This is a genomic window from Pseudoxanthomonas beigongshangi (assembly GCF_016820515.1).
Lineage (GTDB): Bacteria > Pseudomonadota > Gammaproteobacteria > Xanthomonadales > Xanthomonadaceae > Pseudoxanthomonas_A > Pseudoxanthomonas_A beigongshangi.
The window spans coordinates 99,472-121,265 of record NZ_JADHDV010000013.1 but is presented as its reverse complement, the minus strand read 5'-3'; the positions used below and the strand labels follow the sequence as shown (position 1 = coordinate 121,265).

Annotated in this window: 27 protein-coding genes; 17 read left to right on the top strand and 10 right to left on the bottom strand. The window is 68.9% G+C overall.

Annotation, left to right across the window (positions count from 1 at the left end):
• Positions 1-13: 13 nt before the first annotated feature.
• The 7 genes from hemA to IQ458_RS11585 all read left to right on the top strand — a co-directional run bounded on the left by hemA (position 14) and on the right by IQ458_RS11585 (position 5,389).
• Positions 14-1,294, top strand: a complete 1,281-nt coding sequence (hemA, locus tag IQ458_RS11615) for a glutamyl-tRNA reductase (RefSeq protein ID WP_183638712.1) — start codon at positions 14-16, stop codon at positions 1,292-1,294.
• Entirely contained in the window at positions 1,272-2,357 is a 1,086-nt protein-coding gene (gene prfA / locus IQ458_RS11610) for a peptide chain release factor 1 (protein ID WP_203322901.1), read from the top strand. Before hemA ends, prfA begins: the two co-directional genes overlap by 23 nt.
• Positions 2,354-2,806 carry a GNAT family N-acetyltransferase gene (locus IQ458_RS11605; RefSeq protein ID WP_183638716.1) on the top strand — a complete coding sequence of 151 codons (453 nt, stop codon included), beginning with the start codon at positions 2,354-2,356 and terminating at the stop codon, positions 2,804-2,806. Before prfA ends, IQ458_RS11605 begins: the two co-directional genes overlap by 4 nt.
• A gap of 101 nt (positions 2,807-2,907) precedes the next feature.
• Complete coding sequence (moaB, locus tag IQ458_RS11600) at positions 2,908-3,426, top strand: molybdenum cofactor biosynthesis protein B (protein WP_183638718.1); 519 nt, start codon at positions 2,908-2,910, stop codon at positions 3,424-3,426.
• Positions 3,427-3,440: 14 nt separating this feature from the next.
• Positions 3,441-3,791 (top strand): helix-turn-helix domain-containing protein, encoded by a 351-nt coding sequence (locus tag IQ458_RS11595; protein ID WP_203322900.1) that lies wholly within the window; start codon positions 3,441-3,443, stop codon positions 3,789-3,791.
• Entirely contained in the window at positions 3,788-4,564 is a 777-nt protein-coding gene (gene ppk2 / locus IQ458_RS11590; RefSeq protein ID WP_203322899.1) for a polyphosphate kinase 2, read from the top strand. Before IQ458_RS11595 ends, ppk2 begins: the two co-directional genes overlap by 4 nt.
• A gap of 132 nt (positions 4,565-4,696) precedes the next feature.
• The gene (locus IQ458_RS11585; RefSeq protein WP_203322898.1) at positions 4,697-5,389 is read left to right on the top strand and encodes a hypothetical protein; all 693 of its coding nucleotides are present in this window, start codon (positions 4,697-4,699) and stop codon (positions 5,387-5,389) included.
• 85 nt (positions 5,390-5,474) lie between these two features.
• Here IQ458_RS11585 and IQ458_RS11580 read toward each other — a convergent pair whose 3' ends face one another.
• From IQ458_RS11580 to IQ458_RS11570, 3 genes are read right to left on the bottom strand one after another with little or no spacing between them, the layout of a single operon-like run.
• A complete protein-coding gene (locus IQ458_RS11580) occupies positions 5,475-5,741 on the bottom strand; it encodes an acylphosphatase (RefSeq protein WP_192197884.1) in 267 nt (88 codons plus the stop codon).
• Positions 5,741-6,316, bottom strand: coding sequence for a TlpA family protein disulfide reductase (locus IQ458_RS11575; RefSeq protein ID WP_192197885.1), 576 nt, complete (start codon positions 6,314-6,316; stop codon positions 5,741-5,743). The genes IQ458_RS11580 and IQ458_RS11575 overlap by 1 nt, the downstream gene beginning before the upstream one ends.
• Positions 6,313-7,590 carry a YihY family inner membrane protein gene (locus IQ458_RS11570; protein WP_183641165.1) on the bottom strand — a complete coding sequence of 426 codons (1,278 nt, stop codon included), beginning with the start codon at positions 7,588-7,590 and terminating at the stop codon, positions 6,313-6,315. The genes IQ458_RS11575 and IQ458_RS11570 overlap by 4 nt, the downstream gene beginning before the upstream one ends.
• Before the next feature lie 91 nt (positions 7,591-7,681).
• Here IQ458_RS11570 and wrbA point away from each other — a divergent pair, with 91 nt between their 5' ends.
• Genes wrbA through IQ458_RS11550 form a run of 4 tightly spaced genes read left to right on the top strand, consistent with a single transcriptional unit; the run spans position 7,682 to position 9,879 of the window.
• Complete coding sequence (wrbA, locus tag IQ458_RS11565) at positions 7,682-8,281, top strand: NAD(P)H:quinone oxidoreductase (protein ID WP_203322897.1); 600 nt, start codon at positions 7,682-7,684, stop codon at positions 8,279-8,281.
• Complete coding sequence (locus IQ458_RS11560) at positions 8,278-8,616, top strand: DUF2069 domain-containing protein (protein WP_183638732.1); 339 nt, start codon at positions 8,278-8,280, stop codon at positions 8,614-8,616. Before wrbA ends, IQ458_RS11560 begins: the two co-directional genes overlap by 4 nt.
• A complete protein-coding gene (locus IQ458_RS11555; RefSeq protein ID WP_203322896.1) occupies positions 8,613-9,392 on the top strand; it encodes a hypothetical protein in 780 nt (259 codons plus the stop codon). The genes IQ458_RS11560 and IQ458_RS11555 overlap by 4 nt, the downstream gene beginning before the upstream one ends.
• A gap of 1 nt (position 9,393) precedes the next feature.
• Positions 9,394-9,879, top strand: a complete 486-nt coding sequence (locus tag IQ458_RS11550; RefSeq protein ID WP_183638736.1) for an asparaginase domain-containing protein — start codon at positions 9,394-9,396, stop codon at positions 9,877-9,879.
• 24 nt (positions 9,880-9,903) lie between these two features.
• Here IQ458_RS11550 and IQ458_RS11545 read toward each other — a convergent pair whose 3' ends face one another.
• Positions 9,904-11,292: an aminotransferase-like domain-containing protein gene (locus IQ458_RS11545; protein ID WP_235996785.1), complete on the bottom strand. Its 1,389-nt coding sequence runs from the start codon at positions 11,290-11,292 to the stop codon at positions 9,904-9,906.
• Between the two features lie 125 nt (positions 11,293-11,417).
• Here IQ458_RS11545 and IQ458_RS11540 point away from each other — a divergent pair, with 125 nt between their 5' ends.
• Positions 11,418-12,281, top strand: coding sequence for a DMT family transporter (locus tag IQ458_RS11540; protein WP_203322895.1), 864 nt, complete (start codon positions 11,418-11,420; stop codon positions 12,279-12,281).
• A 76-nt stretch (positions 12,282-12,357) separates the two neighbouring features.
• On the opposite strand, the gene IQ458_RS11535 is transcribed toward IQ458_RS11540, so the two are convergent.
• The gene (locus IQ458_RS11535; protein ID WP_141455845.1) at positions 12,358-13,464 is read right to left on the bottom strand and encodes a branched-chain amino acid aminotransferase; all 1,107 of its coding nucleotides are present in this window, start codon (positions 13,462-13,464) and stop codon (positions 12,358-12,360) included.
• A 50-nt stretch (positions 13,465-13,514) separates the two neighbouring features.
• Positions 13,515-14,066: a putative Fe-S cluster assembly protein SufT gene (gene sufT, locus IQ458_RS11530; RefSeq protein WP_141455844.1), complete on the bottom strand. Its 552-nt coding sequence runs from the start codon at positions 14,064-14,066 to the stop codon at positions 13,515-13,517.
• 108 nt (positions 14,067-14,174) lie between these two features.
• Between sufT and IQ458_RS11525 the strand changes: the two genes are divergently transcribed.
• Positions 14,175-14,594 carry a hypothetical protein gene (locus tag IQ458_RS11525; protein WP_183638744.1) on the top strand — a complete coding sequence of 140 codons (420 nt, stop codon included), beginning with the start codon at positions 14,175-14,177 and terminating at the stop codon, positions 14,592-14,594.
• Between the two features lie 64 nt (positions 14,595-14,658).
• On the opposite strand, the gene IQ458_RS11520 is transcribed toward IQ458_RS11525, so the two are convergent.
• Both IQ458_RS11520 and IQ458_RS11515 read right to left on the bottom strand, forming a co-directional pair.
• Positions 14,659-16,116 (bottom strand): NAD(P)(+) transhydrogenase (Re/Si-specific) subunit beta, encoded by a 1,458-nt coding sequence (locus tag IQ458_RS11520; RefSeq protein ID WP_183638746.1) that lies wholly within the window; start codon positions 16,114-16,116, stop codon positions 14,659-14,661.
• Positions 16,116-16,421, bottom strand: a complete 306-nt coding sequence (locus IQ458_RS11515) for an NAD(P) transhydrogenase subunit alpha part 2 (RefSeq protein ID WP_141455841.1) — start codon at positions 16,419-16,421, stop codon at positions 16,116-16,118. Before IQ458_RS11515 ends, IQ458_RS11520 begins: the two co-directional genes overlap by 1 nt.
• Before the next feature lie 174 nt (positions 16,422-16,595).
• On the opposite strand from IQ458_RS11515, the gene IQ458_RS11510 reads away from it, so the two are divergent.
• From IQ458_RS11510 to IQ458_RS11495, 4 genes are all read left to right on the top strand, one after another.
• On the top strand, positions 16,596-16,931 hold the full coding sequence (locus IQ458_RS11510) for a hypothetical protein (RefSeq protein ID WP_203322894.1): 336 nt from the start codon (positions 16,596-16,598) through the stop codon (positions 16,929-16,931).
• Positions 16,932-17,003: 72 nt separating this feature from the next.
• The gene (locus IQ458_RS11505; RefSeq protein WP_183638750.1) at positions 17,004-17,510 is read left to right on the top strand and encodes an RNA polymerase sigma factor; all 507 of its coding nucleotides are present in this window, start codon (positions 17,004-17,006) and stop codon (positions 17,508-17,510) included.
• Positions 17,507-17,866, top strand: coding sequence for a hypothetical protein (locus IQ458_RS11500; RefSeq protein WP_183638752.1), 360 nt, complete (start codon positions 17,507-17,509; stop codon positions 17,864-17,866). The genes IQ458_RS11505 and IQ458_RS11500 overlap by 4 nt, the downstream gene beginning before the upstream one ends.
• Before the next feature lie 4 nt (positions 17,867-17,870).
• Complete coding sequence (locus tag IQ458_RS11495) at positions 17,871-18,323, top strand: DUF3106 domain-containing protein (RefSeq protein ID WP_183638754.1); 453 nt, start codon at positions 17,871-17,873, stop codon at positions 18,321-18,323.
• Between the two features lie 27 nt (positions 18,324-18,350).
• Here the strand turns inward: IQ458_RS11495 and IQ458_RS11490 are convergent, their stop codons facing one another.
• Positions 18,351-19,439: an NAD(P) transhydrogenase subunit alpha gene (locus IQ458_RS11490; protein ID WP_192197892.1), complete on the bottom strand. Its 1,089-nt coding sequence runs from the start codon at positions 19,437-19,439 to the stop codon at positions 18,351-18,353.
• A 69-nt stretch (positions 19,440-19,508) separates the two neighbouring features.
• Positions 19,509-21,794, bottom strand: a complete 2,286-nt coding sequence (locus IQ458_RS11485; protein WP_183638758.1) for a DUF1631 domain-containing protein — start codon at positions 21,792-21,794, stop codon at positions 19,509-19,511.

Below are 21,794 nucleotides of genomic sequence, written 5' to 3'. Positions count from 1 at the left end.
AAGCACCTGAACGATGACGTTGTGGGTCCTCGGACTGAATCACCAGACCGCGCCGGTCGAACTGCGCGAACGCGTGGCGTTCGACGCTGGCGCGTTGCCGTCGGCGCTGTCCGCGTTGCGCGCCCTGCCGCAGGTCGAGGAAGCCGCGCTGCTGTCCACCTGCAACCGCACCGAGCTGTACGCGGTGGCCCATGACGGGCAGGTGCTGGCGAACTGGCTGGCGACCCATGCCGACGGGCTGGAAGCCTATCTCTACCGCCATCGCGACGCCGACGCCGTGCGCCACCTGTTCCGGGTCGCGACCGGGCTGGACTCGATGGTGCTCGGTGAACCGCAGATCCTCGGCCAGGTGAAGGACGCCTGGGCCAACGCGCGCGAGCACGGCGCGCTGGGCAGTCGCCTGGACCGGCTGTTCCAGCAAACCTTCGCGGTGGCCAAGCGCGCCCGCACCGACACCCGCGTGGGCGCCAATCCGGTGTCGGTAGCCTCCACCGCGGTGCGCCTGGCGCAGGATTCGTTCGCCCGCCTCAGCGACTCGACCGTGCTGCTGGTCGGCGCCGGCGAAACCATCGAGCTGGCGGCCAAGCACCTCAGTGAAGGCCGGGTGCGGCGGCTGCTGATCGCCAACCGGACGCTTGCCCACGCGCAGGAACTGGCCAGCCGGCACGGCGGCTACGCCCTGCCGCTGGGCGAACTGGAACGCCATCTGGCCGAGGCCGACGTGGTGTTTTCGGCAACCGCCGCGCGCGAGCCAATCCTGTTGCGCGCGCATGTCGAACAGGCGCTCGCGCGCCGCCGGCACAAGCCGATGCTGCTGTTCGATCTGGCGGTCCCGCGCGACATCGCCGCCGACGTGGCCGAGCTCAACGACGCCTACCTGTACACGGTCGACGATCTGGAGCGCGCGGTGGAAGACAACCGCCGCAGCCGCCGCGAGGCCGCCGACGCCGCCGAGGCGATCATCGAATTGCAGGTCGCCCGCTTCGTGGAAACCCTGCATGCCAGCAGCCGCCAGGAGCCGCTCAAGCGCCTGCGCGCGCATGGCGAGCAGGCACGCGACGACGTGCTGGCCAAGGCCCGCCAGCAACTCTCCAACGGTCGCGATCCGGACGCGGTGCTGGAATTCCTGGCCCACTCGCTGACCAACCGGCTGCTGCATCCGCCGACCGCCGCGCTGCGCGAGGCCGCGCTGACCGGCGACGCCGAGTTGGCGCGCGCCGCCGATCGCCTGTTCCCGGAAAAGGCGCCCTACTCCCATCCCAAGAAACCCGATGACGCCGACGCTGCGCCGTAAACTCGAAGCGCTGGCCGAACGCCGCGAGGAACTGGAACGCCTGCTGGCCGCCCCCGGCGTGGCCGGCGACAACGATCGCTTCCGCAACTATTCGCGCGAGTTCGCGCAACTGGAACCGGTGGCGCTGGCGCTGGCGGAGGAAGCCAAGGCCAAGCGCGACCTGGCCTCGGCCGAGGCGATGCGCGGGGATCCGGACCTGGGCGATCTGGCGGAAGAGGAAATCGCCGCCGCGCGCGCGCGCCTGACCGAGTTGGAAGACGAACTGTCGCTGCTGCTGGTGCCGCGCGACAACCGCGACGACGGCAACCTGTTCCTGGAAGTGCGCGCCGGTACCGGCGGCGACGAGGCTGCGATCTTCGCCGGCGACCTGTTCCGCATGTACGCGCGATACGCCGAGCGCCAGGGCTGGCGGGTGGAGATCGAGTCCGACAATCCCGGCGAGCATGGCGGCTACAAGGAAATCGTGGCCAAGGTCAGCGGGCGCGGCGCGTTCTCGCGGCTCAAGTTCGAATCCGGCACCCATCGCGTGCAGCGCGTGCCCGAAACCGAATCGCAGGGCCGCATCCATACCTCGGCGGCCACTGTGGCGATCATCCCCGACGTGGACGAGGTCGAGGACATCGCGATCAATCCGGCGGATCTGCGGATCGACACCTTCCGCTCTTCCGGCGCCGGCGGCCAGCACGTCAACAAGACCGAATCGGCCATCCGCATCACCCACGTGCCTTCCGGCGTGGTGGTCGAATGCCAGACCGAGCGCAGCCAGCACGCCAACCGCGACAAGGCGATGAAGCGGCTGAAGGCGCAACTGCTCGACGCCGAGCGCAGCAAGCAGCAGGCCGCCCAGGCCGCCTCGCGGCGGTTGCAGGTCGGCAGCGGCGACCGCAGCCAGCGCATCCGCACCTACAACTTCCCGCAGGGCCGGATCACCGATCACCGGGTCGAGGGCCTGACCCTGTACGATCTGCCCAACATCATGGAAGGCGATCTGGATCCGCTGGTGGATCGCCTGACCCGCGAATACCAGGCCGACGAACTGGCCCGACTGACGGAGGCGGCATGAGCATCACGGTACGACGCGCGACCCTGGCCGACGCGGGCGCGATCGCGCCACTGTTTGATCTGTACCGGCAGTTCTACGAGCAGGCCCCGGACGCCACGCTGGCGTCGACGTTCATCCACGAGCGGCTGGCGCGAGAGGAGTCGGTGATCTTCGTCGCCGAGGACGGCGGACGCCTGCTGGGATTCACCCAGTTGTTTCCTTCGTTCTCCTCCGTGCGCGCGGTACGCGTCTGGGTGCTCAACGACCTTTACGTCGTCCGCGAGGCCCGCCGCCAGGGCGTGGCGCGGGCGTTGCTGGACGCTGCGGCGGCATTCGGCCGGGATTCGGGTGCCGCGCGCCTGGAGCTGGAAACCGATCATGACAACCGCACCGCCCAGGCGCTGTACCGGCACCTGGGTTGGGAGCCGTACGACGGCACCCTGCGGTTCCGCCTTCCGCTGGATGCCTGAGGCCTTTTGCGGCGCGGATACCGCCGCGATGGCGGGGGACGCGTGCCGGTCGTGAACGGGCACCATTGAAAGCCGCGCCGGCCAGCCCTTACGCTGCCGGCATGAGCCATGCCAACGACTTCCTGCCCCTGCGCCTTGCCCTGCTGACCGTCTCCGACAGCCGTACCCTGGCCGAGGACGGCAGCGGCGACTACCTCGCCAACGCCGCCACCGACGCCGGCCACCGGATCGCCGAGCGCAGCCTGCTTCCGGACGACCGCTACCAGCTGCGTGCACTGGTTTCGCGCTGGATCGCGGATCCGGAGGTGGACGGCATCCTCGTCACCGGCGGCACCGGCTTCACCGGCCGCGATTCCACGCCAGAAGCCCTGCTGCCGCTGCTCGACAAGGAGATGCCGGGCTTCGGCGAGTTGTTCCGCGCGATCAGCTTCGAGGAAATCGGGACCTCCTCGTTGCAGTCGCGCGCCTTCGCCGGATTGGCCAACGGCACCTTCCTGTTCTGCCTGCCCGGCTCCACCTCGGCCTGCCGCACGGCCTGGGAACGCATCATCTCCGCGCAACTCGACGCCCGCACCCGGCCCTGCAACCTCGCCACCCTGCGGCCCCGCCTCAAGGAATGACTACAGGAACGGCCATGTCCATCGACGCCACCCTGCGCATGCTCGCCAAGGCCAGCGGACTCAGCGCCGCCGACATCGCCACCGCCATTCCCCGGGTCGGCGCCGCGACCGTCCGATCGTGGATGAGCGGCGACAAACTGCCCGGCAAGGATCAGCTGGCCGCCCTCGCCCGCGCGTTCGGCGTACCGGCCGGCGCGTTGCTGGCGGAACTGGCCACCCAGCTGGATCCGGCGCGCACGCGCGGCGAACACGATCTCCTGGCCGCGTACCGCGAACTGAATTCCCGCCAGCAGGGCGCGCTGCTGGAAGTGGCGCGCGGCATGGCCGGCACCTCCCGCCAGAACCGCCGGAAGAAGGCCCCATGAAAGAACTCAAGCGCAAGGAATACGAACAGTTGCTCAAGCCGTTGCAACTGGAACTGGCAGCGATGGCACGCTGGGCCGCGCACGCGGGCGCGCGCATCGTGGTGCTGATGGAAGGCCGCGATACCGCCGGCAAGGGCGGTGCCATCAACGCCATCCGCGAACACCTCAATCCGCGCCAGTGCCATGTGGCCGCACTACCCAAACCCGGTGAACGCGAAAGTACCCAGTGGTACCTGCAACGTTACATCGCACACCTGCCGGCGGCGGGTGAAATCGTGCTGTTCGATCGCAGCTGGTACAACCGCGCCGGGGTGGAAAAGGTGATGGGCTTCTGCACCGCCACCGAATACCGCCGGTTCCTGGCCCAGGTCCCGATCTTCGAGAAGCTGCTGGTGGACGACGGCATCCTGTTGTTCAAGTACTGGCTGGCGGTGGATCAGTCGCGCCAGGAGGAGCGCTTCGCCGAACGCGCCGAGGAACCGCTCAAGAGCTGGAAGCTCTCGCCCATCGATCTGAAGGCGCGCGAGAAATACGCCGACTACACCGCCGCCCGCGAAGCGATGCTCAAAGCCACGCACACCACCGACGCGCCGTGGACGCTGGTCGACTTCAACGATCAGCGACGCGGACGGCTGACCCTGATCCGGAATCTGCTGGATCGCCTGCCAGACACCCAGGTGCCGCTGGAGACCTTCGGCCTTCCGCCGTTGAAGGGCAAACCGCAGAAAGAGAAGTACGGCGTGCTCAAGCCGATCGCGCCGTTTCCGATCTGATCCGCGCGCTCGTTCCGCGCGGCTGAACGTTTCCCATGTGGAATGTGAGTTACGTGACCTGTTTCACTGCCGATTCAGTCCGTTCTCCCAAGACTCGCCGCACCTGAATCACATCCGCCAATGGAGTGCCCCATGAACACCATCCGCCATTCCAGACCGCTGCTGGCGCTGTGCGCCGGCCTGCTGCTCGCCACCGCTTCGGCCGCGAATGCGCAGGTGGTCGGCTACAACTTCCGCACGGGCGATGCGTGGGTCGACACCCGCCTGATCGAGATCAACGACTACGGTTCGCGCTACCGCGAGCCCTTCATCGACGAGATGACCGGCTACTACGGTGCACCGCGCTCGCTGGTGACGGACCTGTTCGGCCGGCGCTGGTCGGCGGGCGACATCTACTACGCCTGCGCCATCGCGCACATCCTGCGCCTGCCCTGCATCGATGTCGTCCATGAGTACGAGCGCAATCCCGGCCAGGGCTGGGGCGCCATCGCCAAGCGCATGGGCATCAAGCCCGGCTCGTCGCAGTTCCATGCGCTGAAGAACGGCTTCTCGCGCACCTATGACCGCTGGGGCTATCCGGTCGCGGTGGATCGCAACGTGCATGTCGACTGGTCCAAGCATGGTCCGGGCAAGGGCAAGCCGGCGAATGCCGGCAACGGCAACGGCGGCGGCAAGAGCTCGCGTCCGGCGCAGGGCAACGGCCACGCGGCCTCCGACAAGGGACGCGGCGGCGAACACGGTCCTCCGGCGCAGAGCGGCGGCGGCAAGGGCAAGGGACAAGGACAGGGTGGCAAGGACAAGGGCAACGGCCAGGGCAAGAAGTAAGCCGGACCGAACCGACGCAAACGAAAGAGGCGGCCACCTGGCCGCCTCTTTTTTGTTTGCGAACGCGTTTGTTTGCGAACGCGCTTCAGCCGACTTCGAATCCCGGCGGCACCGGCGCAGTCCACGGCGAGCGTTCCACCCGCTCGACCCGTGCCTGCGGTGGGCCATGGTGCAGCCAACCCGCCAGCGTTTCGATGGCCTCCGGCTCGCCGGCCACGATCACTTCCACGCGCCCGTCCGGCAGGTTTCGCGCCATCCCCGCCAGACCCAGCCGGCGTGCCTGTTCGCGGGTGGAGGCGCGGAAGAACACGCCCTGCACCTTGCCTTCGATCAGGAAGCGGACCGCGTCCATCAGCCCGGCTTGCCCGCCGACTGCGCCATCAGGGCTTCCAGATCACGCGCGGTGACCGGGCCGGCGAACGCCTTGGCCACCTTGCCTTCGGGCGAGATCAAATAGGTGGTGGGCAAGCCGCGCGGTGTCGCGAAATCGGCCGGCGGCGCCATCACGTCGAGTATGGCGATCGGATAGACCACCGGGTGTTCCTTCAGGAACGCCTGCATGTCGGCGGGGGTGATGTCCTCGTAGGCCAGGCCGATGACCTGCACGTCCTCGCGCATCGCATCCAGCGCCGACAGTTCCGGCATCTCCTTCAGGCAGGGCGCGCACCAGGTGGCCCAGAAGTTGACCACCACCCATTTGCCGCGCTGCGCGGACAGTTCGAACCGTCCGCCATCGATGGTATCGACCGCCAGTGTCGGCAGATCGGCGGTGGTTTCCCGGATCTGCATGCCGTTGCCGGCATCGGCCGCGGGCGCTTCCGCGGCCGGTTTTGGTTCACCGGTCGCAGCGGGGGCGGCCGGCGTCGAAGGCTTGCAGCCGGCCAGCGCCAGCGTGCCCGCCAGCAGGATTGTCAGCACCACTCTCATCGATTGTCCTCGTTGGAATCCAGATAGATGTCGCTGACCCGGCGCTTGAGCAGTTCGCGCAGCGGCACCCGCAATTCGTCCAGCGTGCGGCGCGCGGCAATGCCGAGCGAATCGTCGCGACACGGCAGGTGCGCCTCGGCGATCGGAATGCGCAATTGGCACGCCTCGTAGAGCTCGGCCAGGGTCATGTCGTCCAGATCCCGCGCCAGCAACCATTCGCCCTCCTCCGCCCGCCGCAGCAGGTTGATGTCGGCCAACTGGCCGAGCATCTGCTGGATCAGCGAATCGGTCAGCATCGGCTCCAGCGCCAGGATCTGGTCGCTGTGCAGGCCCTGGCCCTGCGCGCGGGCTTCGTTGAAGCGGCCCAGCATGCGCAGCAGCCCATAGATTTCGTAGCCGAGCGGCAGCCGCATCGACACCGGCTGGTAGCGGAAGGCCGCCATCGCCGACGCCAGCGACGCCCCCATCAGGATCGCCACCCAGCACAGGTAGATCCACATCAGCAGGATCGGTACCGCGGCGAACGTGCTGTAGATCTTCTGATAGGTATTGAAGCTGCCCAGGTACAGGCCCAGGCCCCACTTCACCAGTTCCAGCAGGACGGTGGCGAGCAATGCGCCGGCCATCGCATAGCGCAGCTTGATGGTCCGGTGCGGCACCACGCGGTAGATCATGGTGATGGCGGCGAACTCGATCAGCAGCGGCGCCAGCGTCAGCACGAAGGTGCGCAGCACCTGGCCCTCGCTGGTCGCGAACAGCGGCAGGGCGAAGAAGCGGGCCGACATCGCCAGCGACGCCGCCGCCACCAGTGCGCCCAGGGTCAACACCGTCCAGTACACCAGGAAACGGCCGAACTTCGGCCGCGACGAGGCCACCCGCCAGATCCGGTTGAAGGTCGCCTCGACGCTGTTGAGCGTGATCAGCAGTGAAATCACCAGCACGATCACGCCGACCGCGGTGAGCTGGCCCGCGCTGGCGGAGAACTGCTTGATGTAGATCTCCGCCGAACGCGCCGCATTGGGCACGAAGTTGGAGAAGATGTAGTCGCTGAGCTGGTCGCTCCAGCGATCGAACACCGGGAAGGCCGACAACACCCCGAACACCACCATCGCCAGCGGTACCAGCGCGAACAGGGTGGTGTAGGCCAGCGACGCCGCCGCCTGGAACAGCCGATCGTCGAGGAAACGCTTGGCCAGGAAACGGAAGAAGGTACCGGCGCGCGCGCGGTCGCGCAGGCGGTCGGTCCAGCGATTGACGGAATCCAGTGGCTCCATGACGCCGAAAGGGTAACCGATGCGTCCGCGACGCGACATCGCCGCGTTCCCCGGGGGATACTAGGCGGCCCTGACGCGAATGGACCGATGCATGGCCGAGATCCTGGTGCTCTACTACAGCCGCGGCGGATCGGTGGCCCGCCTGGCCCGGCAGATCGCGCGCGGCATCGGCGAGGTCGAGGGCATGGCGGCACGCCTGCGCACGGTGCCGCCCGTGGCGCCGGTGACCCAGCAGGCCGCGCCTCCGGTCCCCGAGGAAGGCGCGCCCTACGTGGAAGCGCGCGACCTGGCCGAATGCGCCGGCCTCATCCTCGGCAGCCCCACCCGCTTCGGCAACATGGCCGCCCCGCTCAAGCATTTCATCGACGGCCTGGGCGCGGAATGGGCCAGCGGCACCCTGGTCGACAAACCCGCCGCGGTGTTCACTTCCACCGCCACCCAGCACGGCGGCCAGGAATCGACCCTGCTGTCGATGCAGTTGCCGCTGCTGCACCATGGCTGCGTGCTGGTCGGGATTCCGTTCACCGAGACATTGCTGAGCACCACCCGCACCGGCGGTTCGCCCTACGGCGCCAGCCACGTGGCCGGCGGCAGCGACGACCCCGTGCTGAGCGACGATGAATCCGCGCTGGCGCGCGCGCTCGGCCGTCGCGTAGCCCATGTCGCACGCCGGCTGGAGGGCCAGCGATGACGCGTCCGCGCATCCCGTCCGCGCTGATGCTGCTGGCACTGTCGGCGCTGTACGCACTGTGGTTCCGCGGTGACCGCCACTATCTGGCGGTGCTGCTGGTGTTCTGCCTGCCGCCGTTCCTGCTGTCGCTGGGGCATTTCCTGCGCCGGCCGCGGGCGCCGTTCTGGGCGGGGGTGTTCGCCCTGTTCTGGTTCGCCCATGCGGTCATGGTCGCGTGGTCGCGGCCGGCCGAGGCGGGTTATGCGTGGGGCGGCATCGTGTTGTCGGTGGGCATCGTGCTGGCCACCAGCTGGCCGGCGCTGCGCGCCCGCTTCGGCCGCAGGGCCGCGCCGTGATCACGCGCGGCGGACAAGGCGGCCTGCTGCGCTGGGCGGTGTTGTTTCTGCTGACGCTGTGCGCGGCCTCGCCCGCGTTCGCCGATGAAGGCGGCAACGAATGCCGACCTCGCGAACAGGTTGTCACCCAGGCGGACGGCTCGCGTCTGCGCCTGGCGGTTCGATGCGATGCGGCCCGTGCCGATGGCACGGTGTCGCCGGCCCGCTACGAGGTGGCGATTGCCGCTCCGGACGGCTCGCGGTTCCACCCGGCGCTGACGCTGGGAACCGACGCCATGGAAGAACCCCTGCGCGACGTCGACCTGATCGACATCGATCAGGACGGCTTCTTCGAAGTGGAAGCACGCGGCATGTGTGGAGCCGGCCCGAACTGCCTGGGCGATCTCTATCGCCAGGATCCGGCGACCGGCAAACTCTTCCATTTCTTCAGCGGCGGCTACGCGGACCTGCGCGTACTCGACGGCCACCTGGTCGAATCCGGGCGCGCCAGCTGCTGCGCCTGGGAATACCACGCCTGGCCGCTGGGCGGTCCGCCGCGCCTGCGCGACTACGACAACATGGCGCTGATGATCACCATTGGCGCCGATATCGCGAGCGAGGACGGGGATGCGCCCGCCCGCTGCACCTTCAGCCGCGGGAACGGCGATAATTGGCGGGTTGTCGCGCCCCCGGGCGCGGCGTGGCTGGCGCTGTGCGAGGTGTACGGCGACGACTACCACCTGGTCACCCCCGAAGAAGCGCGCGCCGCGGAAGCCGCGACCGCGCAGGAGCCCTGAGATGGAAGAACTTCTGATCGTCACCACCGGCGGCACGATCGACAAGATCTATTTCGACGACAAGTCCGATTACCAGATCGGCGATCCACAGATCGGCCAGATCCTGAAGGAACTCGGGGTGGCGTTCCGCTTCACCGTCATCCCGATCATCCGCAAGGACTCGCTGCACATCACCGACGAGGACCGCGAACTGATCCGCGCCACCGTCGCCGCGCAGCCGGCCCGCCACGTGCTGATCACCCACGGCACCGACTCGATGGTGCAGACCGGCCATGTGCTCAAGTCCATTCCGGACAAGACCATCGTGATGACCGGCGCGCTCAATCCGGCCCGCTTCCGCGGCTCGGACGCGGAGTTCAACATCGGCTGCGCGGTCGGCGCGGTGCAGTCGCTGCCGCCGGGCGTCTACATCGCCATGAACGGCCGCATCTGGGATCCGGCCAAAGTCCGCAAGAACGTCGCCGCCAACCGTTTCGAAGCGGCCTGATCCGGGCCGCGTGGCAACGCACCGCTAGCCTGCCAGCGCGCGCTTCAGCGCGGCATGGATCCGCGGGTCCAGCGACTGCGCGGCGTTGAAGCGCATGAAGCGCCCCGCCTCCGGCGACTGGCTGAAGGCATTGCCGGGCGCCAGCACCATGCCGTCCTTCAGGCAGTCGCGGGCCAGTTGCGCCGCATCGACGCCGGCCGGCAGCCGGCACCACAGGAACATGCCGGCCTGCGGCGTCAGCCACGGCGTGATGCCGACTTCACCCAGCTTCGCGATGATCCGCCCGCGCGCATCGGCCAGGCGCAACCGCACGCCCTCCATGTGCCGGCGATAGCCGCTGTCGGTCAGCGCCGCCAGCAGGACATCGGCGGCCAGCCGGCTGCCGCCGAAACCGGTGGCGAGCTTGAGGTCGGCCAGCGCGTCGAGCCAGTCCGGGCGCGCGGCGATGAAGCCGCAGCGCAGCGACGCCGAAAGGGTCTTGGAGAAGCTGCCGATCTGGATCACCCGCGACAGGCCGTCGAACGCGGCCAGCCGCGGCGCCGGAGCGGTTTCGAAATCGGCGAAGATGTCGTCCTCGACGATCACCAGGTTCGACATCTCCGCCAGTTTCAGCAATCGGTGCGCGACCACCGGCGACAGCACCGCGCCGGTCGGGTTGTGCAGTCCCGAATTGGTGATGTAGAGCCGGGGCGCCTGCGCCTGCAGGGCGGTGGCGAATGCTTCCAGATCCGGCCCGGCGGGCGTGTATGGCACGCCGACGACCTTGACCCGGTGCGCCTTCAGCAACGCGTGGAAATTGAAGTAGCAGGGATCGTCGACCAGCACGGTGTCGCCGGGTTCGAGCAGGAAGCGCGCAATCAGATCGATGGCATGGGTGCCCGAATCGGTCAGCATGATCTGATCCGGTGACGCCTCCACCCCGTTGCCCGCCAGTCGCCGCGCCAGCAGTTGCCGCAGTGCCGGCGCACCGAGCGGCGTGGCGTAGTCGGCCAGCGACACCGTGTCGGCCCGCGCCACCGCGCGCAGCGCGCGGCGCATGCCCGATTCGTACATCCACGCCGCCGGCAGCCAGCCGCAGCCAGGCTTGAGCATCGCCGCGTCGGTTTCCAGCGACTGACGCGAAATCCACATCGGATCCACTTCCCGGTCGAGCCGCGGCCCCATCCGCGCCAGCGCCAGCGGCGCGACGGGTCCGGCGACATAAAAGCCCGAACCCGGCCGCGAACCGATGACGCCCTCGGCGGCCAAGCGCTCGTAGGCTTCCACCACGGTGGACACCGAGACCTGCATCGCCTTCGCCTGCGCGCGCACCGAAGGCAACCGCGTGCCAGGCCCATAGGCGCGCGCGGCGATCCGCGCCCGAATGGCCGCCATCACCTGATCGATGCGGGTACTGCCCGCCTGCCGGCCCATCGCGCTCCCTCCTCTCAACCGTACGGCCCAACAAGGCATAACAGTTACTTGCAACTGTACTGGATTGTATCTGGGGATGACGGCGCCGGCATGGTCCACTGGCCGCATTCCCCGAGAGTCAGGCAATGGACAAGGCGAGCAGCGGCTGGATCAACGGTTTCATCGGCGTGGTGATCTTCGCCGGCTCGCTGCCGGCCACCCGGGTGGCGGTGCTGGATCTGGATCCGGTGTTCCTGACCGCCGCCCGCGCCGCGATCGCTGGCCTGCTCGCGCTGCTTCTGCTGCGGGCGTTCCGCCAGCCGCGCCCGGATCGGACCGACCTGCCCTCGCTGGCGGTGGTGGTGCTGGGCGTGGTGGTCGGCTATCCGCTGCTGAGCGCGCTCGCCCTGCAACACGTGTCTTCGGCGCACACGATCGTGTTCGTCGGCCTGTTGCCGCTGAGCACCGCGATCTTCGGGGTGATCCGCGGCGGCGAGCGTCCGCGACTGGTGTTCTGGCTGTTCTCGGTGCTGGGCAGTCTGTGCGTGGCCGGCTATGCGCTCATGCACGATGCGGAAGCCTCCTGGGCCGGCGATCTGCTGATGGTGGCCGCGATTCTCGTCTGCGGCCTGGGCTATGCCGAGGGCGCGCGGCTGTCCCGCCGGCTCGGCGGCTGGCAGGTGATCTGCTGGGCGCTGGTGTTGTCGCTGCCGGTGGTTCTGCCCATCACGTTCGCGTCGCGACCGGACTCCTTTGCCCCGGTGGGTACGCCAGCCTGGATCGGGCTGGCCTACGTTTCGCTCTTCAGCATGCTGATCGGCTTCGTGTTCTGGTATCGCGGGCTGGTGCAGGGCGGCATCGCCGCGGTCGGGCAGCTGCAACTGCTGCAGCCGTTCTTCGGGCTCGCCCTGGCCGCGTTGCTGCTCGGCGAAACGGTGAGCTGGACGATGCTCGCGGTGACCCTGGGCGTGGTCGCCTGCGTGGCGGGCGCGAAGAAGTTCGCGACCTGACCGCCATGGCGATTCCAGCAAACGAAAAAAGGCCGGGCGATGCCCGGCCTTTTCGTCATGTCGCTGGCGTCGCGCCTCAGTCGCGCAGCTTGACCAGCCAGCCGTGGCGATCCGGAATCTTGCCGTACTGGATGTCGGTCAGTTCCTTGCGGATGGCCATGGTCACTTCACCGGCCGGCGCGCTCGCGTCGCCGACCGAGAAATCGCGGCCCTTCAGCTCGCCGATCGGGGTGATCACCGCGGCGGTGCCGCAGGCGAACACTTCGGCGATCTCGCCCGAGGCCACGCCCTGCTTCCATTCGTCGATGGACACCTTGCGCTCCTCGACCTTGTGGCCGCGATCGCGCGCCAGCTGCAGGATGCTGGAGCGGGTCACGCCTTCCAGGATGCTGCCGGACAGCTCCGGGGTCACGATCGTGCCGTCCTTGTAGACCAGGAACACGTTCATGCCGCCCAGTTCTTCCAGGTATTTGCCCTCGACCGGATCCAGGAACAGCACCTGCGAACAGCCCTGCGCCTGCGCTTCCTGCTGCGGCAGCAGCGAGGCGGCGTAGTTGCCGCCGCACTTGGCCGCGCCGGTGCCGCCCTTGGCGGCGCGCGCGTAATCGGTGGACAGCCAGATCGACACCGGCGCCACGCCCTTGGCGAAGTACGCGCCGGCCGGGCTGGCGATGACGTAGTAGCCGGCCTTCTGCGCGGCGCGCACGCCGAGGAAGGCTTCGGTGCCGATCATGAAGGGACGGAAGTACAGGCTGGTCTCCGGCGCGCCCGGCACCCAGTCGGCGTCCACGGCGATCAGCTGGCGCAACGATTCGGTGAACTCGGCCACCGGCAGTTCCGGCATCGCCAGGCGGCGGGCGGAACGTTGCAGGCGCGCGCCGTTGGCGTCGGGGCGGAAGGTCCAGATCGAGCCGTCGGCGTGGCGATAGGCCTTGATGCCCTCGAAGATTTCCTGGCCGTAGTGCAGCACGGACGCGGCCGGATCCAGCGCCAGCGGACCGTAGGGACGCACCTGCGCGTCATGCCAGCCCTGCGCCTTGTCCCACTCGATGGCGACCATGTGGTCGGTGAAATGCAGGCCGAAACCCGGCGCGGCGAGGATCTTCTCGCGCTCGGCGGTGCTGCGGGCCTGGGCGGAGCGTTCGACCCGGTAGACCAGGGGGGCGGCGTTGGCGACGTTCATCACTTGCTTCCTGTATTCCACTGCGAAAAAAGGGAAAAGCGCGCAGGCGCTCAGAGCATGCCGGTTTCCAGCTTGGCGGCTTCCGACATCATGTGGCGGCCCCACGGCGGGTCGAACACCAGTTCCACGTCCGCCTCGGCGATGGTGGGAATCATCTCCAGCTTGCTGCGTACGTCGTCGACCAGGATCTCGCCCATGCCGCAGCCGGGCGCGGTCAGGGTCATCTTCACCTCGACCTCGCGCTGGCCATCGTCGCGATGGTTGAGCCGGGCCTCGTAGACCAGGCCCAGATCGACGATGTTGAACGGGATTTCCGGATCGAAGCAGGTGCGCAGCTGTTGCCACACCATCTGCTCGACTTCGTCGTCGCTGGCGTTGTCCGGCAGGCTGAGCGGCTCGGTCGGCTCCTTGCCGATCGCATCGGCATCCTTGCCGGCGATGCGGAACAGGTTGCCTTCCACAAAGACCGTGTAGCTGCCACCCAGCGCCTGGGTGATGTAGCCGTAGGTGCCTGCCGGCAGGGTCACGCTCTCGCCCTGCGGTACCAGCACCGCGGGACAGTCACGCTCGAATTGGACGGGTTCGCTGCTGCGGGAATACATGCCGTTCACATGGGGGCGCGTGGGGGGCGCGCAAGGCCGACATTGTATCGCGGCAGCCCGGGCGGGGCCGGCAGGCCTTATCCTTGGCGGCCCCCTGCCGGAGCCTTCATGCCGCCCGCCGTCCCTTCCACGCCATCCTCCCGCTGGCTGGCCCCGATCATCCTGCTGCTCGGTGGCCTGTGCTTCAGCCTGATCTGGGTGCTGCTGGCGCTCTACCTGGGACGACAGTCCGGCTGGATGGCGCTGCTGGCGGCGCTGGACGCGGCCGTGCTCCTGCGCTTTGCCGGCGTGCGCCCGGGTGGCCGCCGCGCACTGGTGGCCGCGCTGGCGACGGTGGCCATGGCGGTGCTGGCGAACTGGTTCATCATCGCCAGCCAGCTCGGCTTCGTGCTCGGCCTGCTGCCCTGGGAATCGGCGCTGCGGCTGGGGCTCTCCCATGCCTGGACCCTGGCCCAGCTCGCCAACGGCACGCTGGATTGGGCGTGCCTGCTGGTGTCTCCGCTGTTGGCGGCCTGGCTGGCGAAGTAGCGCAAGGCCCGGCCGGGATCACGCGGCGCGCCCCGCGCTGAAGTCCGCGTGAGGGAGCGGCGGCTCAGTGGCCGCCGCCGTCCAGTGCCTTCAGCTCGCTGACCAGCGCGCTGGCCATCTCCGCGCCGTCGCCGTACAGCATGCGGGTGTTGTCGGCGTAGAACAGCGCATTCTCGATGCCGGCGAAACCGGTGCCCTTGCCGCGCTTGATGACGATGGTGTTCCTGCTGTTGACCACGTCGAGGATCGGCATGCCGTAGATGGGGCTGGCGGGGTCGGTCTTCGCCACCGGGTTGACCACGTCATTGGCGCCAATCACCAGCGACACGTCGGTGTTGGCGAACTCCGGGTTGATGTCGTCCATGTCCGCGATCAGATCGTAGGGCACGCCGGCTTCGGCCAGCAGCACGTTCATGTGCCCGGGCATGCGGCCGGCGACCGGATGGATGGCGAACTTCACCTTCACCCCGCGATCGATCAGCTTCTGCGCCAGTTCCCAGATCTTGTGCTGCGCCTGCGCCACCGCCATGCCGTAGCCGGGCACGATCACCACGCGCTCGGCGAAGGCCATCATCGCGGCAACGTCGCCGGCCTCGATCGGCTTCTGCGAACCGGAGATCTCCTGCGCCTGCCCGCCACCGCCGAAATTGGAGAACAGCACATTGCGGATCGGCCGGTTCATCGCCTTTGCCATCAGCCGGGTCAGCAGGATGCCCGCCGCGCCGACCATCATGCCGGCGATGATCAGCGCCTCGTTGCCCAGCACGTAACCCTCGAACGCGACGGCCAGGCCGGTGAAGGCGTTGTACAGCGAGATCACCACCGGCATGTCGGCGCCGCCGATCGGCAGGGTCATCAGCACGCCCAGCGCCAGCGCCACCACGAAGAACGCGATGATGTACGGGACCGACAAGGTATAGGCCGCCCAGCCACCGAGCGCCAGCATCGCGATGAACACCAGCAGGTTGAACGCCTGCTGGCCGGGGAACACCACCCGCTTGTCCAGCCGTCCGTCGAGCTTGGCCCAGGCGATGACCGAACCGGACAGCGACACCGCGCCGATCGCCGAACCGATCACCGCCAGCGCGAGGGTCGTCGCATCCGGCTGACGCGCGGCCAGCGCGGCGATCGCCGACTCGCTCCAGTGCGTGGTGTCGCGATGGACCAGGAAGGAGAAGCGCAGCAGTTCAACCGCGCCGATCGCCGCCGCCGAACCGCCGCCCATGCCGTTGTAGAGCGCGACCATCTGCGGCATGTCGGTAATCGGCACCTGCTTGCCGGATACCCAGGCCACCGCGCTGCCGATCGCCACCGCCGCGATGATCAGCGGGATGTTGTGCAGGTCCGGCAGGAAGAACGTCGCCACCGTGGCGATCAACATGCCCAACCCGGCCCAGCGGATGCCGCTGCGCGCGGTCAGCGGCGAAGCCATGCGTTGCAGGCCGAGCAGGAACAGGGTCGCGGCGACCAGATAGCTGGCCTTGACCAGGAAGGACAGCAGTTCGGGCAGGGTCCAGCTCATCACTTGCCCTCCTTGCCCGGCTGCGGCTTGCTGGACTTGAACATCTCCAGCATGCGCTCGGTCACCACGTAGCCGCCGGCGGCGTTGCCCGCGCCCAGCAGCACGGCGATGAAGCCGATGACCTTCTCCAGGGTGGTGTCCGCGTGCCCCAGCACCACCATCGCGCCGATCAGCACGATGCCGTGGATGAAGTTGGAGCCGGACATCAGCGGCGTATGCAGGATGACCGGCACCCGGGAAATGATCACATGCCCGGCGATGGCCGCCAGCATGAAGATGTACAAGGCCACGAAACCGTCGTTCATCCACGCACTCCCAGATTGTCGTTGCGCCGACGGGTCGCGCCGCGGCGTTTCCGCATCATAACCGCACCTGAACCCGGCGGAACCCCGCCGCGCGCCTGTCAACGCGCGCGCCGGCGGGGCGTTTCCCCTGTCGCAAGCATCGCCGTTCCCGCCACCCGCCACGAGGCAACCGCCATGAACCACCGCATCCCGCTGTGCCTGGCCGTACTGCTGTCCGCCAACGCCACCCCGGCCTTCGCCGCCGATCCCGGCGATCGGGCCAACCACCGCCTCGATGTGCGTGGCGAGCGCATCGAACATCGCCTCGATGTCCGCGGCGATCGCATCGAGCGGCACTTCGATCGCCGCGCAGATCGGGCCGCCGCGCACGGCCACTCGCGCGCCGCCGCCCGCCTGGACGCGCGCGGCGAGCGCATCGACCGCCAGTTGGACCGTCGGGGCGATCGCATCGAGGCGCGCCTGGACCGCCGCGGCGACCGGATCGAGCGCCGCTGGGACCGCCGGAGCTAAGCTGTGCTGGTGAGTACCGGCCCCGGACAAGAAACCGATGTCGCGACGCCGCCAGTGGCGGCGTCGCCGGCAATGTCGCTTGATCAGTTCCTGGCCGGACTGGGCACCCGCGCGTTCCGTTTCGCCGAGGCCGGATTGCGCAGCCGCGACGACGCGCTGGACGCGGTGCAGGACGCGATGATGAAGATGCTCGGCTACCGCGAGCGGCCCGCCGCCGAGTGGACACCGCTGTTCTGGAGCATCCTGCGGCGGAAGATCGTCGACGTGCAGCGCCGGCAGCGCTTCCGCCTGCGCTGGCTGCGGCCGGAGGCAGAGGGCGAAGGCGAGGCTTCGCTGGACTGGGCCGACGCCGCGCACGGACCGTCGCAGTCGCACGAACAGCGCGAGGCCTATGCACGGCTGGTGCAGGCCCTGCGCGGCCTGCCCGCCCGCCAGCGCGAAGCCTTCACCCTGCGCGTGCTGGAAGAACTCGATGTCGCCGACACCGCCCGCGCGATGGGCTGTTCGGAAGGCTCGGTGAAGACCCATCTGTCGCGCGCGCGGGATGCGCTGCAGAAGCAACTGGAGGAATTCCGATGAACCCCGCCCACGAACATGATTTCGACGCCCGCGCGCGCCAGGCGCATGCCGCGGCGCTCGCGCAGGTGTCCCCGCGAACCCTGGCACGCCTGCGCGCGGCCCGCCACTCGGCGCCGGCGTCGCAGCGGCGCGCCTGGCCGTGGCTGACCGCCACCGCGTTCAGCGCGGTGCTGGCGGTGATGATCGGCCTGCAATGGCTGCCGTCGTCCCCCGCGCCGGCGCCGGAATCCCCGGAACCGGCGATCACCGCGGCCACGCCGGACGCGGCGCTTCCCGCCAACACCCTGCTCGACGAAAATCCCGATCTGTACCTGTGGCTGGCCTCCTCCGAGGCGCCGCCGCTGGCGATGGAGTGAACCGATGAAGACCCGAACCCTGCGTTGTTCCCTGTTGTCGCTGCTGGGCCTGTCGTTGCTGTGGACCGGCCAGGCGCTGGCGCAGCAGGCGGTCCCGGCGCCCGCGCCACTGCCGGAATGGGAGAAGCTGACGCCGCAGCAGCGTGAAACCCTGATCGCGCCGCTGCGGGATCGCTGGAACGCCGATCCCCAGGGCCGCTCGCGGATGATGGAGCACGGACGCCGCTGGCAGCAGATGACCCCCGAACAGCGCACGCAGGCACGCCGCGGCATGCGTCGTTTCGAACACATGAATCCCGAGCAGCGCGATCGCGCGCGGGCCCTGTTCCTGCGCATGCGCGAGATGCCGCCGGAGCAGCGCGAGAAGCTGCGCGAGGACTGGAAGAAGATGACCCCGGAGCAGCGCCGCGCCTGGCTGGAACAACATCGTCCCAAGGACGAGACCGCGCGCCCCTGAACCGGCGGCGACGCCTCGCCGGCGGCCTCAGGCCGCCGGTTCGGGCCAGCGGGTCTTCGCCAGCAGTTCGTCCTGCCAATCGAAGCTGATCGCCCCGTCCTTGAGGAACAGCGAGACGAAGTTCAGCACGTTGCGCGCGTACATCTCGCTGGCGTGCACCGCGCCCATGCTGGCGAGATTGAGCGGTCCGGCGACGGTGACGCCCTGGTGCTCGATCGTTTCGCCGGGCCGGGTGGCCTCGCAGTTGCCGCCGGTCTCCGCGGCCAGATCCACGATCACGCTGCCCGGCTTCATCCCCTCGACCATCGCGGTGGTGATGATCTTCGGCGCCGGCCTCCCCGGCACCGCGGCGGTGCAGACGATGACATCCACGCCCTTGAGATGTTCCGCCAGCCGGCGCTGCTGTTCGCGGCGCTCGTCGTCGGTCAGCTGGCGCGCGTAACCACCCTCGCCGGCCGCGCTCACGCCCAGGTCCAGGAAGCGGCCGCCCAGCGATTCGATCTGCTCGCGGGTCTCCGGGCGCACATCGAAGCCCTCCACCTGCGCGCCCAGGCGCTTGGCGGTGGCGACGCCCTGCAGGCCCGCCACGCCGGCGCCGACGATCAGCACCTTCGACGGGCGGATGGTGCCGGCCGCGGTGGTCAGCATCGGAAAGAAGCGCGGGGCGAGCTGGGCGGCGATGAGCACGGCCTTGTAGCCGGCCATGCCCGCCTGCGAACTGAGCACATCCATGGCCTGCGCACGGGTGGTGCGCGGCAGGCGCTCCAGCGGGAAGGCCAGCAGGCCGCGCGCCTGGATGGCTTCGGCACGCGCGGCATCGGCCTGCGGATGCAGCATGCCGATCAGCGCCGCGCCGGTCTTCAACCGGGCCAGCGTGTCCGGTGCGGGCGGCTGCACGCACAGCACCACGTCGGCATTGGCCAGGGTATCGCCATCGGCCGGACGCGCACCCGCGCCGGCGTAGGCCTCGTCGAGGAAACCGGCCGAGCGTCCGGCACCGGGGTCGAACCGCACCTGGGCGCCCGCGGCGACCATTTTCTTGACCGTTTCCGGGGTGGCGGCCACGCGCCGTTCACCCGCTGCGGTTTCCTTCAGGACCAGAACCTCGACCGCCATGCGTACTCCGGTGCCGTTTGTGTCGGAGCCGATGCTAGCAAATGCGGCGCGCGGCCGGGCGGCGCGGGATCAGGGCGTGCCGCCGGGGCGGGCGGCCGGCTCCAGCCGATCGATCACGCCCTGCATGGCGCTGTCGAACGCATCTTCCTCGATGTGCCGGCGCAGCCGGCCCAGGCGCACCATTGCCGCCAGTTCTTCCGGCGAGGCCACGCAGAAGCGCACGCCACGGCGATTGACGAACAGCAGGCGCGAGGAAATCGGACTCACCCACGAAAGCTTGCCCGGCTGCACCTTGTTGTCCTTGTCGATGAAATCCAGCCACGTGCCGATGGCCAGCAGGCGGAAGTGATCGGCGTCGGTATGATCGAATTCGAGCGTGTCGATCCCGCCGACGATCTGGATCGGCGTGTTCTCGTCCTCCGCCGGCTTGGGCAGGATGACCTGCGGCAGCTCCGGCAGCGATTTCTGCAGGTCCGGGCGCGATGCGGCGATCGCCTGCAGGGTGTCGTGCAGCGCGTCCACGGCGCCGTGGGCGGCATCGGCATTCATGCCGACACTGGCGAACACCTGCACCAGTCCGGGACGCCAGGCCTGCAGCCAGGGCTTGCCGATGATCTGGCGCTGGGCCTCGGTCAGTTCCTCGAGGATGCCGTCGGCCAGCGTCAGCGCGTCGCGCAATGCGTTGCTGTCCTCGCCTTCGCGCAGCAGCGTCATGGTGACGTGGTGGGCCCACGGCTGGCGCAGGAACTCCTCGATCGCGCCCGGCAACTCGCGGCCATCGACGCGGGCCGACAGCTCGGCGTTCATGCGCGTGCGCGCGGTTTCCAGGCGCTCCTGGCCACGCTGGATCTCGGCGGCCCGGCGCTCGGCGATCTCGATGCGGCGGCGGTGCTGGTCCAGGAACGCGCGGAATTCTTCTTCCAGGGTCAGGAAGATGGCCAGGTTCTCGTTGAACTCGGCCACCAGCCGATCCACCACTTCCTCGACCTTGGTCAGCAGGGTGCGCTCGGCCGCGCTCTCGCCGTTGTTGCCTTCGCAGGCCTCGGCCAGCGCATTGAGCAGGCGGCGGGCGGGATGGGTCTTCTGCACGAACATGCGCCGGTCCAGCAGCGCCACCTTCACGAACGGCACCACCAGCCGGCCGATCAGTTCGCGCGGACGCCCTTCCAGATCACGCTCGTCCAGCATGACGTCGAACAGCATGCCGACCAAATCGATGGCGTCCTCGTCGACCGGCGCCAGCCGGGCGGTGGACGGATCCACGCCCAGTTGGGTGGCGCTGCTGAGTACTTCGTTCTTCAGCCGCTGCGCCAGCGATTCGCCGGTGTCGCCAATCGCGGCCCGCAGGGTCGCGCTCGGGGTGGACTGCAGCAGCGACAGGACCGACAGCATTTCCCGCTGCGACAGATCGCGGGTGCCGAGCGCGCCGCGCGCCGACTCCGGACCACGCTGGCTGCGGGACTCCTGCAGCAGGTGGTGCAACGCTTCCAGCAGCACGGTCTGGGTGCCGGGCGCCTGCCCGTAGCTGCCCTCTTCGGTTTCGGCACGGCCGCCCGAGCCGCCGTGCATTTCGCGGAAACCGGCCATCCGGTTGACGAAACGCGCGGCCCAGGCGGGCGCATGCATCTCCTCGTCCTGGATCAGCGGCTCGCTGTCGAAGGTTTCCGGACGCGGGACCGGCGTCGGGGCCGGTTTCGGGCCCGCCGGCAGGTCCGGCGCCACCCCAACCCGGACCAGGCGCTGGTCGAGCGCCTCGTAGATGCGGGCCACCAGCGGCACCAGTTCGCGTTCGCACAGCTTGACCACCACCAGCCGGACCTCCAGCGCCAGATCGCTGGTGCCGAAAGCGGTGTGGATGGCCGCGCCGATGTGCTCGGCGCCGATGGGATTGTGTTCGCCGTCCAGCTTGACGCTGGCGAGCACCGACAGCCGACGCTCCAGCCGGCTCAGCACCGGCTTGCAGTCACGCGCCAGCACCGCCGCCAGATTGCGCGCGGCCAGGCGCGATTCCAGTTCCTGCTCGGTGACCAGGCTCAGTCCGGAACTGTCGCCGCGTATCAGGATCTCCTCCGCGGACAGCGGTTGGCCGGCTTCCAGCGAACGCCAGGCTTCGAGCAGGGCATTGCGGAAACGCCCGATGATTTCCTCGCGCCGGCGGCGCAGTTCGCGCATCGCGTCGAGGAAGGCCATCTGCGAGGGACCGGCGCGCTCGGCGCGATCGAACAGCGCGTCGTCGAAACGGCCCAGCGCCTGGATGAACGCATCCGCCAACGGCGGCAGCACGGCATCACGCGCCTGGCCGAGCAGGCGCGGGTCGTGTCCACTGCTGGCAGTGGCGTGAGGGCTGTTCGTCAT